Source organism: Pseudomonas sp. BIGb0381 (genome assembly GCF_024809815.1).
Taxonomy (GTDB): Bacteria; Pseudomonadota; Gammaproteobacteria; order Pseudomonadales; family Pseudomonadaceae; genus Aquipseudomonas.
Genome location: NZ_JANUEN010000012.1, coordinates 47,951 through 62,528, shown reverse-complemented (window position 1 = coordinate 62,528; position 14,578 = coordinate 47,951). Strand labels below are relative to the sequence as shown.

Below are 14,578 nucleotides of genomic sequence, written 5' to 3'. Positions count from 1 at the left end.
TCCTATCGGCCTGGATCAAGAAAGCGCAGCCAACGCCGTTCTGCCAGGCGAAACAGACCGACCAAGGCAAAGGTGATGCACAGGTAAAGGACTGCGGCGAGGCCGAAGGATTGGAAGGTCAGGAAGGTGGCAGCGTTGGCATCCCGGGCCACTTTGAGGATGTCCGGCACGGTGGCCGTAAACGCCAACGTGGTGGAATGCAGCATGAAAATCACTTCATTGCTGTAGTAGGGCAATGCGCGGCGCAGGGCCGAAGGCATGATCAAGTGGACATACAGCTTCCAACCATCGAACCCCAAGGACCGCGCAGCCTCGATTTCACCGCGCGGCATCGCTCGAATCTCACCCGCCAGTATTTCCGTGGTGTAGGCCGCGGTATTCAGGGCGAACGCCAACAGCGTGCAGTTCAGTGCCTCGCGGAAAAACCCATCCAGCAGTGGTTGCTCACGAACCGCAGCAATGCTGTAGATACCGGTGTAGAAGATGAGCAACTGGATATACAGCGGCGTGCCGCGAAACAGATAGGTGAAGCTTTGCACCGGCCAACGCCACCGGCGCCGGGAGGACGCCCTGGCAATGGACAGTGGCAGTGCAAGCAGCAGGCCGAAACACAGCGAGGCACTGGTCAGCCACAGGGTCATGGCCAGGCCTGTCAGTTGTTGACCGTCGGAATAGAGCAACGGCCGCCAGTACTCCTGGATCAACTCGATCATCGTGATGACTCCTGCACACCGCCGCAGTAGCGACGCGCCAACCAGCGCAACGCGAGGCTTGAAACGCTGCTGAGCAACAGGTAGACCGATGCCGCCATCAGCAAAAAGGCCAACACCTGTTGGCTGCTCTTGCCCGCTACCTGGGCCACCTTGATCAAATCCGCCAGGCCGATGATCGATACCAGCGCAGTGGCCTTGAGCAAAACCATCCAGTTATTGCCCAGCCCTGGCAGGGCGAACCGCATCATTTGCGGGAATATCACGTGCACGAAAGCTTGGCTGAAAGTCATGCCCAAGGCCTTGGCGGCTTGGAACTGACCGCGAGGCACGGCCAGCAAGGCGCCGCGAAAGGTTTCGGTGAAATAGGCGCCGTAGATAAACCCCAAGGTGAGCACTCCTGCGCTGAAAGGGTCGATTTCGATGTAGGCCCAGCCCAGTTCCTGCGTCAGACGACTCAAGCCGGTTTGTGCCCCGTAGAAAATCAACAACATCAAAAGCAGGTCCGGCACCCCACGGATCAGGGTGGTGTAGAGCTGTGCGCAGAAGCGCCAAGCCCTGCACCCGGACAGCTTGGCGCCTGCACCCACCAGGCCGAATACCAGCCCCAACAGCAGTGATAACAACGCCAGTTGCAGTGTGATCCAGACACCGTGCAACAACAGCGGCGCGAAATCGTCCAAGGTTGCAGCGAATTGCGTGAAGGTCGGTAGCATGGTTGGGTCCTCGCCGATCATTGACCGCTGAACATATCCACACCCGGAAAGTACTGTTCTTGCAGCCGGGCATAGGTGCCATCGACGTGCAGGGCGGCCAACCCGTTGTCTAGCAAGGCTTTCAACACGTGGTTGCCCTTGGCGATACCGATAGCACTTTGGGAGGGCATCAGTTCGCTTTCAATCAACGGCCCCAGCACGAACCCCGCGCCTTGGGGCAGGCGCAAAAATCCGCTTTGCGCCTGCTGGGCATCCTGCAGCGAAGCCTGCAAACGTCCCGCTACCAGATCGGCGTAGACCTGCTCCTGATCGGCGTAGGCCACGACCTTCATGCCCTGTTTAACGAGCACTTGGCGGGCGTAAGTTTCTTGAGTACTGCCCTGCAAATAGCCCACGGCCGTACCCTTGGCCAGCTCAGTGCCGGGGCGGAATACCATGGCAGTAGGGCTGGAAAACACCTCTGAGGAAAAATCGATCACCTTTTGCCGTGCTTCGGTGACCGTCATTGAAGCCAGGATCGCGTCGATCTTGCCGGCGTTCAGGCTCGGGACCATTCCGTCGAAGTCGCTCTCGACCCACTGGCAGCGAATATTCAAATGTGCGCAAACAGCATTGCCTATATCAACTTCGAAACCAGTCAAAGTTCCCGTCCGGTCCTTATAGGCAAACGGAGCATAGTTGGGATCGACACCGAAACGAATTACCGTATATTCGTCGGCAACGAGTGGCGCGTTTATAAAGAACAGGGCAAATAACATCAGGATTATTCTTTTCATTATTGTATTCCTCGTTATTAATGAAACAGCAGTAACCGCTACACCTCAATCAACGGAATTTCTCGACGTACAAATAAAGAATCAGCAGGCGCATCGAACTCTCGTGCCATTCGATGCCCCGAATAGACCGCAGCGGCTATCGTGCCGGGTGCCATGCAGTCGCCGATCAACGACAGCGTGCTGATGCCGGCCGCACGCAGGTGCTCGGGCGCGTTATTCAACGCGTGAAACAGCGTCTGCTCGGGTTCGCGGGACGTGACCAACAACAGGGACGCTGCTGGAATAAAGCGAGTTCGCTCGGTATAGACACACCCGGCCAGCACACCTTCCGGCATACCGCTGACCAGTGTGTGGGACGGGATGATCGTGACATTCAACTCCAGCAGCCGACGCTGGATGCGATGCTGCTCCAGGGTGTTGTGGGTCCACGTCGCCGCATCCGCCGCCGGGGTGACGAATACCACGTCCACGCCCCGCGCCACCAAGTGCTCGGCCAATACACTGCCCATGTAATAGTGATCGTCGTCGAACAGCAGCACCGGTGAAGGCGGCAGTACACCCGCCATCAGATCGTCCGGCGTCAGCACGGGCAGGCACTCCAGACCCGGTAAGGTGCACCGCAGGGCGCGCCCCAGCCCGTCCCGCCGCCAGCGAGAGCCGGTGGCGATAAACACATGTTCGGCAGCAAAGTCGAGGATGTCCTGGGCCTGCAATGGGCTTTCCCGATATATCTCGACCGATGCCAGGCGGCTCAAGGCATCCTGTCGATAGTCGATGACTCGCGCCCAACTCGCCAGCCCCGGAAGCCGGGCCTCCAAGGCTACGCGTCCGCCCAGCGTGCGCTGGCTGTCTACAAGCGCAACGTCCATCCCTCGCGCGCCCAGTATCCGCGCGCACTCAAGCCCTGCAGGGCCGGCGCCGACCACCAGGGCGCGCCCAGGCTCATACGTACGCTTCACCGACTCGGGGTGCCAGCCGCGCCGCCACTCCTCGCCCATGGTTGGATTCTGAGTACAACGCAAAGGCGTGCTGGTGTGATCGCCACTGACACACACATTGCAGCCAATGCATTCACGGATCTCTTCAGCGCGCCCCTCTTCAATCTTTTTTGGCAGGAAAGGATCGGCAATCGAAGGGCGGGCCGCGCCAATGAGGTCGAGAACGCCACGGCGGACCATGGAGACCATAGTGTCCGGCGAGGTGAACCGCCCGACGCCGACTACCGGCTTGCAAGTCAACGCCTTGAGCCCCAGCAGGAAGGCCTCTTGATAACCTTCCGAGGCAAAGCGCGCGGTGACGCTGTCGTTGGCCCAATCGGCGACATTTACATCCCACAGGTCCGGCAAGTTCGCCAGCATCGAGAAAATTTCAGTACCTTCGCCCTCGCGACACAGACCGCCGGCCATCTGCTCATCCACCGCCAGGCGCACCGCCACGGCGCACCGATCACCGACCGCATCGCGGGTGTCTTCAATCAATTCGCGCAACAGGCGCACGCGGTTTTCCAGTAGGCCGCCGTACTCATCGGTGCGCCGGTTATTACGCGGCGTGAGGAAATGGAATGGCACGCTCAGGTCATGCCCGGCATAGACATAAATGATGTCAAAACCCGCGTCCCGCGCCCGCAGGGCGGCTGCGCGGTGCATGGCGCGTAACTGCTGGATATCGGCACGACTCATGGCCCGCGCCTGCACGGGGTCATAACCACGCACTGGCGTATTGGAGGGCGCCCAGGGGATTTCACGGCTGTAGCGGTTGGGCGCGGAGTAACCATTGAACGCCAACTCGACGCCGGCCAGTGAACCGTGCTCGTGGACCGCCTCACACATCCGAGCGAGTGCCGGAATGTCGCGTTCATCCCACAAACGCGCCTCTATATAGGGAGAGAACTCGCTCAGCGGGCTGATCTCACATTCTTCGGTACAGACCACGCCCCACCCTCCCTCGGCTTTTACGCCGCGCATACGGGCCATGGCCGACGGATGCACATGGCCCATGCCATTACAGTGGGGAACTTGATAAAAACGGTTGCGGGTGCGAACCGGGCCTATTTGTACCGGTTCAAACAGAATGTCATAACGAGGATCGCGCACAAGGCTACTCCCGAACAGATAAGTCCGTTGATGACTGCGTGAAAAGAAACTCGGCGTTAACTAATAGCGTGGCGTAACAGTGCAACAGTGCGCTAATGCCCACGCGCTTCAAAATCAAACTTTTTTGACGGCTCATTAATTAACAAGCGAAACTAAAACGCCACTGAAACAGGGGAAACGTCGAGGCACTTTATTATTGGTATATTCATGACGCCCTCTCTGCATAAACAAAATCTGCTATTTTTCAAACAAAATGTCTATGCACGAGAGAGCAAAATCAGAAACGCCCTACAAAATAGTTGAAATTCACTTTTCAGGCATCGGCATCGGAAACGGCATGACATTGCTCACGCCCCGGGCTTCGCTGATTTTCGGCGTGCCCAGGCGCTCGACTTCGTCGATGCGCACAATCGAATGCATCGGCACAAAACTGCGCACCACACCTTCGAACTGGGCCTTGAGTTTTTCCTCGCCCGGATCGACGACCAGCTGCGTGCGCTCGCCAAAGACGAACTCTTCCACTTCCAGGAAGCCCCACAGATCACTTTGATAGATCTGCTTGGCGTACATTTCGAACACCTGGCCCTGGTTGAGGAAAATCACCTTATAGATTGGAGCTTCACGTTTGGTCATGGTGGGTGAGGAACACATGGGGGATATAAAAGAGGGCGCGAACTATAGCATGGCACCCGATGCACAGCGCTAGGAACCGATGGGCATGACCCCTATAATGCGCGGTTCTTTACCACCAGTTGACGATTCCCATGGCCAAGAAGCTTTATATCGAAACCCACGGTTGCCAGATGAACGAGTACGACAGCTCGCGCATGGTCGACCTGCTGGGTGAACACCAGGCCCTGGAAGTCACCGCCCGCGCCGAAGATGCCGACGTGATCCTGCTCAATACCTGCTCGATCCGTGAGCGAGCCCAGGACCGTGTGTACTCGCAGCTGGGCCGCTGGCGCGAATTGAAACTGGCCAACCCCGACATGGTGATCGCCGTCGGCGGTTGCGTGGCCAGCCAGGAAGGCGCCGCGATCCGCGACCGTGCGCCGTATGTCGACGTGGTCTTCGGCCCACAGACCCTGCACCGCCTGCCGGAAATGATCGACGCCGCACGCATCACCAAGCTGCCCCAGGTCGACGTCTCGTTCCCGGAAATCGAAAAATTCGACCACCTGCCCGAGCCGCGCATCGACGGGCCGAGCGCCTACGTGTCGGTGATGGAAGGCTGCAGCAAGTACTGCACCTTCTGTGTAGTGCCCTACACCCGTGGTGAAGAAGTCAGCCGGCCGTTTGACGACGTGCTCGCAGAAATCATCCACCTGGCCGAAAACGGCGTACGCGAAGTGACCCTGCTGGGCCAGAACGTCAACGGCTATCGCGGCCTGACCCACGACGGGCGCCTGGCTGACCTGGCGGAGTTGATCCGCGTGGTCGCTGCGGTGGATGGCATCGAACGCATTCGCTACACCACCTCGCACCCGCTGGAATTCTCCGACAGCCTGATCCAGGCCCATGCCGAAGTGCCGGAACTGGTCAAGCACCTGCACTTGCCGGTGCAGTCGGGCTCGGACCGCATCCTCTCGGCGATGAAGCGCAACCACACCGCCCTGGAATACAAATCCAAACTGCGCAAATTGCGCGCAGCGGTGCCAGGCATCTGCATCAGCTCAGACTTTATCGTCGGCTTCCCCGGCGAAACCGAGAAAGACTTCCAGCAGACCATGAAGCTGATCGAAGACGTCGGTTTCGACTTCTCCTACTCGTTCGTCTACAGCCAGCGCCCAGGCACCCCGGCGGCGGACCTGTTGGACGAAACGCCGGAAGCGCTGAAAAAAGAGCGCTTGAACGCGCTGCAACATCGCCTTAACCAGCAGGGTTTCGAGATCAGCCGACAAATGGTCGGTTCGATCCAGCGCATCCTGGTCACCGACTACTCGAAAAAAGACCCTGGCGAATTGCAGGGCCGCACCGAGAACAATCGAATCGTCAACTTCCGTTGCGATAATCCAACCCTGATCGGCCAATTTGCCGATGTGCACATCGATGCGGCGCAACCGCACTCGTTGCGTGGGTCGCTGGTGCAATAAGCGTGGGAGGGGGCTTGCCCTCGATGGCGGCGAATCAGAGCACTCATTGATTGCCGGCACACCGCTATCGGGGGCAAGCCCCCTCCCACATTGGAACCGTGCAACATTCCAATGACGTAAGTGCTTTCGTACCCGCGTCACTGGCGTTATCCTCTCTTTCACTTAAACAGCCAAAGGGCGGCTAAAAGCAACCTTGAACGCACCCATAGCAGAACCCCATCGTTTTCTCCTCGAGCCCTTTGAGGCTCGCCGTTTCGCCAACCTGTGCGGACAGTTCGACGAGCACCTGCGCCTGATCGAACAACGCCTGAGCATCGAGATCCGCAATCGCGGCAATCAGTTCGAGCTTATTGGCGACCCCCAACACACCACGTCTGCAGAAAACCTGCTGCGTCGCCTCTATCGCGAGACCAAGGGCAGTGAACTGTCGCCGGAAACGGTGCACCTGTACCTGCAGGAGTCCGCCGTGGAAGACCTGGCCAACAACCCGGTGGCCGAAGCCAGCGTTGCCTTGCGTACCAAAAAAGGCATGATTCGCCCTCGCGGCTTGAATCAGCAGCGCTACGTCAAGGAAATCCTCGGCAACGACATCAACTTCGGCATCGGCCCCGCCGGTACCGGCAAGACCTACCTGGCCGTGGCCTGTGCGGTCGACGCCCTCGAGCGCGAGCAAGTACGCCGTATCCTGCTGGTGCGCCCAGCGGTGGAGGCCGGTGAAAAACTCGGCTTCCTGCCCGGCGACCTGGCCCAGAAGATCGACCCGTACCTGCGCCCGCTCTACGACGCGCTGTACGAGATGCTCGGCTTTGAATACGTGGCCAAGCTGATCGAGCGCCAGGTGATCGAGATCGCTCCGCTGGCCTACATGCGCGGCCGCACCTTGAACAACAGCTTCATCATCCTCGACGAAAGCCAGAACACCACCGTCGAGCAGATGAAGATGTTCCTCACCCGGATCGGTTTCGGCTCCACCGCCGTGATCACCGGTGACGTCACCCAGGTCGACCTGCCCAAAGGCACCAAGTCCGGCCTGGCCCAGGTGATCGAGGTGCTCAAGGATGTGCCGGGTATCAGCTTCACGCACTTCATGCCCAAGGACGTGGTCCGCCACCCACTGGTGCAGCGCATTGTCGAAGCCTATGAGCGCTTCGACCACCGCGATGACGCACCGGCCAAGGACGTTCGCCGCGATGCTTGAGCTTGACCTGCAGCTGGCCACCGAAGCGCCCGCCCCCAGTGAAGAACAGTTCCGGCAATGGTGCGCCCTGGCCCTGCGCCAGCGCACCGCCGACTCGGAACTGACCATCCGCCTGGTGGACGAGCCCGAGGGTCGCGAACTGAATCACACCTGGCGCCAGAAGGACTACGCGACCAACGTGCTGTCGTTTCCCGCTGACGTACCCGATGAGTTACTGGACATCCCCTTGCTGGGCGACCTGGTGATCTGCGTCGAGGTGGTCGAGCGTGAAGCGAAGGAACAAGGCAAGGAACTCGAGGCTCACTGGGCCCATCTAGTCATCCACGGCTGCTTGCATCTCTTGGGTTACGACCATATAGATGATGAAGAAGCCGAGGAAATGGAAGCGCTGGAACGAACGTTGCTTGCAGAATTGGGTCACCCTGATCCGTATGCAGACGACGAAAACTGATCAACACTCAACTGTCACATCAAAGGATTTAGAGTAATCGCTATGAGCGAAGACCGATCGAGCAACGGGCAAAAGTCATGGCTGGGTAAACTGACCCAGGCTTTTGCCCACGAGCCGAAAAACCGCCAGGAGCTGCTGGAGCTGCTGCGTGAGGCCCATCAGAACAAGTTGCTGGACAGCGAAGCGCTGGCCATCGTCGAAGGCGCCATCCAGGTGGCTGACCTGCAGGTTCGGGACATCATGGTCCCGCGTTCGCAGATGATCAGCATCAAGGCGACCCAGACCCCACGGGAATTCCTCCCGGCCGTGATCGACTCGGCGCACTCGCGCTACCCGGTGATCGGTGAAAGCCATGACGACGTCATGGGTGTCCTGCTGGCCAAGGACCTGCTGCCGCTGATCCTCAAGGAGAACGGTGACAGCTTCAACATCAAGGACCTGCTGCGTCCGGCCACCTTCGTGCCCGAATCCAAGCGCCTGAATGTGCTGCTGCGCGAATTTCGCGCCAACCACAATCACATGGCCATTGTGATCGACGAATACGGCGGCGTGGCGGGCCTGGTGACCATCGAAGACGTGCTGGAACAGATCGTCGGCGACATCGAAGATGAGCACGACGTCGAAGAAGACAGCTACATCAAGCCGCTGCCCAGTGGTGACTTCCTGGTCAAGGCGCTGACGCCGATCGAGAACTTCAACGAGTTCTTCGACAGCGAATTCTCCGACGATGAGTTCGACACCGTCGGTGGCCTGGTGATGAGTGCGTTCGGGCATCTGCCCAAGCGTAACGAAACCACCGAGATCGGCGCCTATCGCTTCCGCATCCTGAATGCCGACAGCCGCCGCATCCACTTGATTCGCCTGACACCTATTGCCCGCTAAGGATTGATATGCGCCGTCTGACCCGCCCCGGCTGGCCCGGTAATTTGCTGGCCGTGGTGGCCGGCGCCATCACCACCCTGGCGCTGGCGCCGTTCGACCTGTGGCCATTTGCACTGGTCGCGGTCGGATTGTTCTATATCGGACTGCGGGAACTGACGCCGCGTCAGGCCTTGGGCCGTGGTTGGTGCTTCGGTTTCGGGCTGTTTGGCGCCGGTACCAGCTGGATCTATTACAGCATCCACCACTTCGGCGGCGCTTCGGTGCTGCTGGCGGGGTTCCTGATGCTGCTGTTCACCGCCGCCATTGCCTGGTTCTTCGCCCTGCCCGCCTGGCTATGGGCGCGCTGGTTGCGTCGCAATGAAGCACCGTTGGCAGATGCGCTCACGTTTGCCGCATTGTGGGTCGGCCAGGAAGCCTTTCGCGGCTGGTTCCTCACCGGATTCCCGTGGCTGTACTCCGGTTACAGCCAGCTCGACGGCCCACTCACCGGCCTGGCGCCAGTGGGCGGCATGTGGCTGATTTCGTTTGCCCTGGCACTGACGGCGGCCCTGTTGTGCAACCTGCCGCGCCTGCTGGCGGCCAAGCGCAATGCATTTATCGGCGCTGGCCTGGTGTTGCTGGTAGCGCCCTGGGCCATCGGCCTGGCGCTCAAGCATCATGCCTGGACCACGCCTTCCGGCGCGCCGCTGACCGTCGCTGCGATCCAGGGCAACGTCGAACAAAGCATGAAGTGGGACCCTGAGCAGCTCAATGCGCAGCTCGCGCTGTACCGCGACATGAGCTTCAGCTCCAAGCCGGTCGACCTGTTGGTGTGGCCGGAAACGGCGGTGCCGGTGCTCAAGGAGTCCGTCGAGGGCTACCTGGGGATGATGGGCAAGTTTGCGGCCGACCGGCACACCGCGTTGATCACCGGCGTGCCGATACGCCAGGAAGTGCATCACCAGAAGCGCTACTTCAACGGCATCACCGTGGTGGGTGAAGGTGACGGCACCTACCTCAAGCAGAAGCTGGTGCCGTTTGGCGAGTACGTGCCGCTGCAGGATATGTTGCGCGGCCTGATTGCCTTCTTCGACCTGCCCATGTCGGACTTCGCCCGCGGCCCTGCCGACCAGCCGATGCTGCAAGCCAAGGGCTATCAGATTGCGCCGTTCATTTGCTACGAAGTGGTGTACCCGGAATTCGCAGCCGGCCTTTCAGCCCAGAGCGACCTGCTGCTGACCATCAGCAATGACACCTGGTTCGGCCGCTCCATCGGCCCCTTGCAGCACCTGCAAATGGCGCAGATGCGTGCACTGGAGGCTGGCCGTTGGATGATCCGCGCCACCAATAATGGCGTGACCGGGTTGATCAACCCGTTTGGGCAGATCACCGTGCAGATCCCGCAGTTCGAACGCGGCATTCTCTACGGCGAAGTGGTGCCAATGCACAACCTGACGCCGTACCTGCAATGGCGCTCGTGGCCGCTGATCATCGTGTGCCTGGGGTTGTTTGGTTGGGCGTTGCTGGCAGGCCGGATGTCAAAAACCGTCTAACAGACAATGCACAACCAATGTGGGAGGGGGCGGTGTTATCGATAGAACAACCGATACCCCACCTGCCCCACCGCCTCGTTGATCAATTGCCCGCTCTGCCACACCGACTTGAACTCCGGCAGCCAGCCGCCCAGCGGCCGGGCGTTGTCCACGCCCAGGAACCCCACCGGCGCCGGCACCACGGTGAAGCCGGCCTGTTCAAAACTCCACACCGAACGCGGCATGTGCCAGGCCTGGGTCACGACCACCACACGCTTGATGCCCTCAGGCAATAGAATCTCGGCACTCATCTGCGCGTTTTCCCAGGTGGTGCGGCTGCGCTCTTCCCTCCAGCGCACAGCAACGCCGAAGTCATCCTGCATCGACACCGCCATCAATTGCGCCTCGCTGGGCGGCGTGCCGTAATGCAGGCCGCCGGTCGTCAACACCGGCAGCCCGGAGGCCTTGGCCAATCGCGCGGCATACCGTTGGCGCTCCAGGCCGATACCGGTCGGCTGATCAGAACCCCATGCCGGGTCGCCGCGCTCGCGTCCCGAGCCCAACACCACAATGGCGTCGGCGCGCTGGGCCAGGGTCGACCAGTCTTCACGGGCCAACGGCGGTTCGGCCTCCAGGGCACGCGCGCCCCACTCCACCGTCACCGGCAGGCTGATCAACCACATGCCGCCAAACCCCAGGGCAAAGCAACAGCCGGCCAAACGTGGGCGACTGCGACGAAACCACCAGGCAAGGGCCAGCAGCAGCAAGAGGATGCCGGGTGGCAGGAGCAGTTGTTTGATGAAATAACGAATAGGCATCGGGCATCTCCAAAGATGCCCGAAGCCTAAGGTGTAACGGGGTTCAGCGACAATCTTTACAGTGACATGGCACGATGACGTGATTCAGGCGAGTGAACTACTTGAAGCGGGCGGACCGGAGCCTTTCCGGGCCACGACCGGCCGACAAGTCCTTGAGCCACACCACCTTGGCTGAGTGCGTAGGCTCTTTGGCTGGCGGGGTTGCCACCCAAGGAGGCGCACTGCACTTGTTACGTTCCAGGTAAGCTTTGATCAGTTCCAGCTCCGCACGGCTCAAACCGCGCAGTTCCAACTCGACGGGCCGTTCATCACGCAATCGGCCCGCGGTCCTCGCTGCATCCAATGCACGACCCAATCGGTCGATCAGTCCTTCGTAGATTTCCGGTTTCGTTGCGATTCGCTGCGATTCGACCATCCCCTCACCTCATTGAAGAAAGACTTGCTCCCCAATAAACAGCGTAGTCCCCGTGGCTGCGCCTGCCCGGCGCCGCGACAGACGGCCCTCGCCGCGCAATCAGGGTTTCCCTCGATAGAGTGGGGTCATGTATGCTACGGCGCTTCCTGTAACTCCACTTCCCGCAGGGTTTGGGCACGGACGCGCCGCTTTTTGGTGTCGAACAACCTGAACGTTGCACCGAAGAGGATTAGGCCACCCCTATTCAGTTCAAAAGTAGCCATGCACGAACAATATCAGCCCCGTGAAATAGAAAATGCCGTCCAAACCTTCTGGGACGAGCAAAAGTCCTTTGAAGTCAGTGAACAGCCAGGCAAGGAGACTTTCTATTGCCTATCGATGTTCCCTTACCCCAGCGGCAAGCTACACATGGGGCATGTGCGTAACTACACCATCGGCGACGTGATCTCCCGCTACCAGCGCATGCAAGGCAAGAACGTCCTGCAGCCCATGGGTTGGGACGCCTTCGGCATGCCGGCGGAAAACGCCGCGATGAAAAACAACGTGGCCCCCGCCAAGTGGACCTACGAAAACATCGCCTACATGAAGACCCAGCTGCGCAGCCTGGGCCTGGCGGTGGACTGGTCCCGCGAAGTCACCACCTGCAAGCCGGACTACTACCGCTGGGAACAATGGCTGTTCACCCGCCTGTTCGAAAAAGGCGTGATCTACAAAAAAAGCGGCACCGTGAACTGGGACCCTGTCGACCAGACCGTCCTGGCCAACGAACAGGTGATCGACGGTCGCGGCTGGCGCTCCGGCGCGCTGATCGAAAAGCGCGAAATCCCGATGTACTACTTCAAGATCACCGCCTACGCGGATGAACTCTTGTCGAGCCTCGACGATTTGCCGGGCTGGCCTGAACAGGTCAAGACCATGCAGCGCAACTGGATCGGCAAGTCCAAGGGCATGGAAGTGCAGTTCCCGTACAACGTCGACTCCATCGGCGAAGCGGGCGCACTCAAAGTCTTCACCACCCGTCCCGACACCCTGATGGGCGCGACCTACGTCGCCGTGGCCGCCGAGCACCCGCTGGCCACCCAGGCCGCACAGAACAACCCCGAGCTGCAGGCGTTCATCGCCGAATGCAAAGGCGGCAGCGTGGCTGAAGCCGACGTCGCCACCCAGGAGAAAAAAGGCCTGCCGACCGGCCTGTTCGTCGAGCACCCGCTGACCGGCGAGAAGTTGCCGGTATGGGTCGCCAACTACGTGTTGATGCACTACGGTGATGGCGCAGTAATGGCTGTGCCGGCCCACGACGAGCGCGATTTCGAATTCGCCACCAAGTACAGCCTGCCGATCAAGTCGGTGGTGCGCACCAGTTCGGGCGACACCAACCCGGCGCCGTGGCAAGACGCCTACGGCGAGCACGGTACGCTGATCAACTCCGGTGAGTTCGACGGCCTGGACTTCGCCGGTGCCTTCGACGCCATCGAAGTTGCACTGATCAAGAAGAACCTCGGTGCCTCGCGCACCCAGTTCCGCCTGCGCGACTGGGGCATCAGCCGCCAGCGCTACTGGGGCTGCCCGATCCCGATCATCCACTGCGAAACCTGCGGTGACGTGCCGGTGCCGGAAGACCAACTGCCGGTCGTCCTGCCGGAAGACGTGGTGCCGGACGGCGCCGGTTCGCCATTGGCACGCATGCCTGAGTTCTACGAGTGCAACTGCCCGAAATGCGGCCAGCCGGCCAAGCGTGAAACCGACACCATGGACACCTTCGTCGAGTCCTCGTGGTACTACGCTCGCTACGCGTCGCCTCATTACGAAGGCGGCCTGGTGGAAAAATCCGCAGCCGACCACTGGTTGCCGGTAGACCAGTACATCGGTGGTATCGAACACGCCATTCTTCACCTGCTGTACGCGCGCTTCTTCCACAAGCTGATGCGCGACGAAGGCCTGGTGAGCTCCAACGAACCGTTCAAGAACCTGCTGACCCAGGGCATGGTGATCGCCGAGACCTACTATCGTCGCGAAGCCAATGGCGCCTACACCTGGTTCAACCCAGCGGACGTCGAGCTTGAGCGCGACAGCAAAGCCAAGGTCATCAGCGCCAAACTGATCGCTGACGGCCTGCCGGTGGAAATCGGCGGCACCGAGAAGATGGCCAAGTCGAAGAACAACGGCGTCGACCCTCAGTCAATGATCGATCAGTTCGGCGCCGATACCTGCCGCCTGTTCATGATGTTCGCCTCGCCGCCTGACATGAGCGCCGAATGGTCCGACTCCGGCGTCGAAGGTTCGCACCGTTTCCTCAAGCGCGTCTGGCGCCTGGCGCACGCCCATGTCAGCCAGGGCCTGCCGGCCAAGCTGGACGTGGCGTCGTTGACCGACGAGCAGAAACTCATTCGCCGCAGCACTCACCTGGCCATCAAGCAAGCCAGCCAGGACGTGGGCCAGAACCACAAGTTCAACACCGCCATCGCCCAGGTGATGACGCTGATGAACGTGCTGGAAAAAGCCCCGCAAGCGACCGAACAGGATCGCGCACTGGTGCAGGAAGGCTTGGAAACGGTCACCCTGCTGCTGGCGCCGATCACGCCGCACATCAGCCACGAACTGTGGAGCCGCCTGGGCCATAGCAACGCGGTCATCGATGCACGCTGGCCGGTACAGGATGACAGCGCCCTGGTACAGGACACGCTGCAACTGGTCATCCAGGTCAACGGTAAACTGCGCGGCCAGATCGACATGCCGGCAAGTGCCAGCCGTGAAGAAGTCGAAGCGGCCGCACGGGTCAACGAGAACGTGCTGCGTTTTACCGAAGGCCTGACGATCCGCAAAGTGATCGTGGTGCCTGGCAAACTGGTCAATATCGTCGCTAGCTAATCGGATCGGGCGTGGGGCTCAAGCCCTGCGCCGAACAAAGCCTTCAG

Annotated in this window: 13 protein-coding genes; 6 read left to right on the top strand and 7 right to left on the bottom strand. The window is 60.3% G+C overall.

The features are described 5' to 3' along the window. Positions 1-2: 2 nt before the first annotated feature. The 5 genes from M2397_RS25875 to M2397_RS25855 form a co-directional block, all read right to left on the bottom strand. Positions 3-713 carry an ABC transporter permease gene (locus tag M2397_RS25875; protein WP_145336718.1) on the bottom strand — a complete coding sequence of 237 codons (711 nt, stop codon included), beginning with the start codon at positions 711-713 and terminating at the stop codon, positions 3-5. Beyond that, entirely contained in the window at positions 710-1,426 is a 717-nt protein-coding gene (locus M2397_RS25870; protein WP_145336720.1) for an ABC transporter permease, read from the bottom strand. The genes M2397_RS25875 and M2397_RS25870 overlap by 4 nt, the downstream gene beginning before the upstream one ends. A 17-nt stretch (positions 1,427-1,443) precedes the next feature. Further along, the gene (locus M2397_RS25865; protein ID WP_259244718.1) at positions 1,444-2,202 is read right to left on the bottom strand and encodes a transporter substrate-binding domain-containing protein; all 759 of its coding nucleotides are present in this window, start codon (positions 2,200-2,202) and stop codon (positions 1,444-1,446) included. A 38-nt stretch (positions 2,203-2,240) separates the two neighbouring features. Then, positions 2,241-4,295 carry an FAD-dependent oxidoreductase gene (locus tag M2397_RS25860; RefSeq protein WP_259244717.1) on the bottom strand — a complete coding sequence of 685 codons (2,055 nt, stop codon included), beginning with the start codon at positions 4,293-4,295 and terminating at the stop codon, positions 2,241-2,243. Between the two features lie 306 nt (positions 4,296-4,601). Next, the gene (locus tag M2397_RS25855; RefSeq protein ID WP_003236992.1) at positions 4,602-4,928 is read right to left on the bottom strand and encodes a DUF1820 family protein; all 327 of its coding nucleotides are present in this window, start codon (positions 4,926-4,928) and stop codon (positions 4,602-4,604) included. Between the two features lie 131 nt (positions 4,929-5,059). On the opposite strand from M2397_RS25855, the gene miaB reads away from it, so the two are divergent. The 5 genes from miaB (at position 5,060) to lnt (ending at position 10,451) form a co-directional block, all read left to right on the top strand. Beyond that, complete coding sequence (gene miaB, locus M2397_RS25850; RefSeq protein WP_053138071.1) at positions 5,060-6,388, top strand: tRNA (N6-isopentenyl adenosine(37)-C2)-methylthiotransferase MiaB; 1,329 nt, start codon at positions 5,060-5,062, stop codon at positions 6,386-6,388. Between the two features lie 193 nt (positions 6,389-6,581). Continuing rightward, positions 6,582-7,586, top strand: a complete 1,005-nt coding sequence (locus tag M2397_RS25845) for a PhoH family protein (protein WP_131700106.1) — start codon at positions 6,582-6,584, stop codon at positions 7,584-7,586. After that, positions 7,579-8,037 carry an rRNA maturation RNase YbeY gene (ybeY, locus tag M2397_RS25840; protein ID WP_053138075.1) on the top strand — a complete coding sequence of 153 codons (459 nt, stop codon included), beginning with the start codon at positions 7,579-7,581 and terminating at the stop codon, positions 8,035-8,037. The genes M2397_RS25845 and ybeY overlap by 8 nt, the downstream gene beginning before the upstream one ends. A 42-nt stretch (positions 8,038-8,079) precedes the next feature. Further along, positions 8,080-8,919, top strand: a complete 840-nt coding sequence (locus tag M2397_RS25835) for an HlyC/CorC family transporter (protein WP_005791724.1) — start codon at positions 8,080-8,082, stop codon at positions 8,917-8,919. 8 nt (positions 8,920-8,927) lie between these two features. Continuing rightward, positions 8,928-10,451: an apolipoprotein N-acyltransferase gene (lnt, locus tag M2397_RS25830; RefSeq protein WP_131700105.1), complete on the top strand. Its 1,524-nt coding sequence runs from the start codon at positions 8,928-8,930 to the stop codon at positions 10,449-10,451. A gap of 35 nt (positions 10,452-10,486) precedes the next feature. Here lnt and M2397_RS25825 read toward each other — a convergent pair whose 3' ends face one another. Both M2397_RS25825 and M2397_RS25820 read right to left on the bottom strand, forming a co-directional pair. Next, a complete protein-coding gene (locus tag M2397_RS25825) occupies positions 10,487-11,248 on the bottom strand; it encodes a YdcF family protein (RefSeq protein WP_167656552.1) in 762 nt (253 codons plus the stop codon). A 97-nt stretch (positions 11,249-11,345) separates the two neighbouring features. After that, positions 11,346-11,663, bottom strand: a complete 318-nt coding sequence (locus M2397_RS25820) for a hypothetical protein (RefSeq protein ID WP_131700103.1) — start codon at positions 11,661-11,663, stop codon at positions 11,346-11,348. A 261-nt stretch (positions 11,664-11,924) separates the two neighbouring features. On the opposite strand from M2397_RS25820, the gene leuS reads away from it, so the two are divergent. Beyond that, complete coding sequence (gene leuS, locus M2397_RS25815; RefSeq protein WP_259244716.1) at positions 11,925-14,531, top strand: leucine--tRNA ligase; 2,607 nt, start codon at positions 11,925-11,927, stop codon at positions 14,529-14,531. The last annotated feature ends 47 nt before the right edge of the window (positions 14,532-14,578 follow it).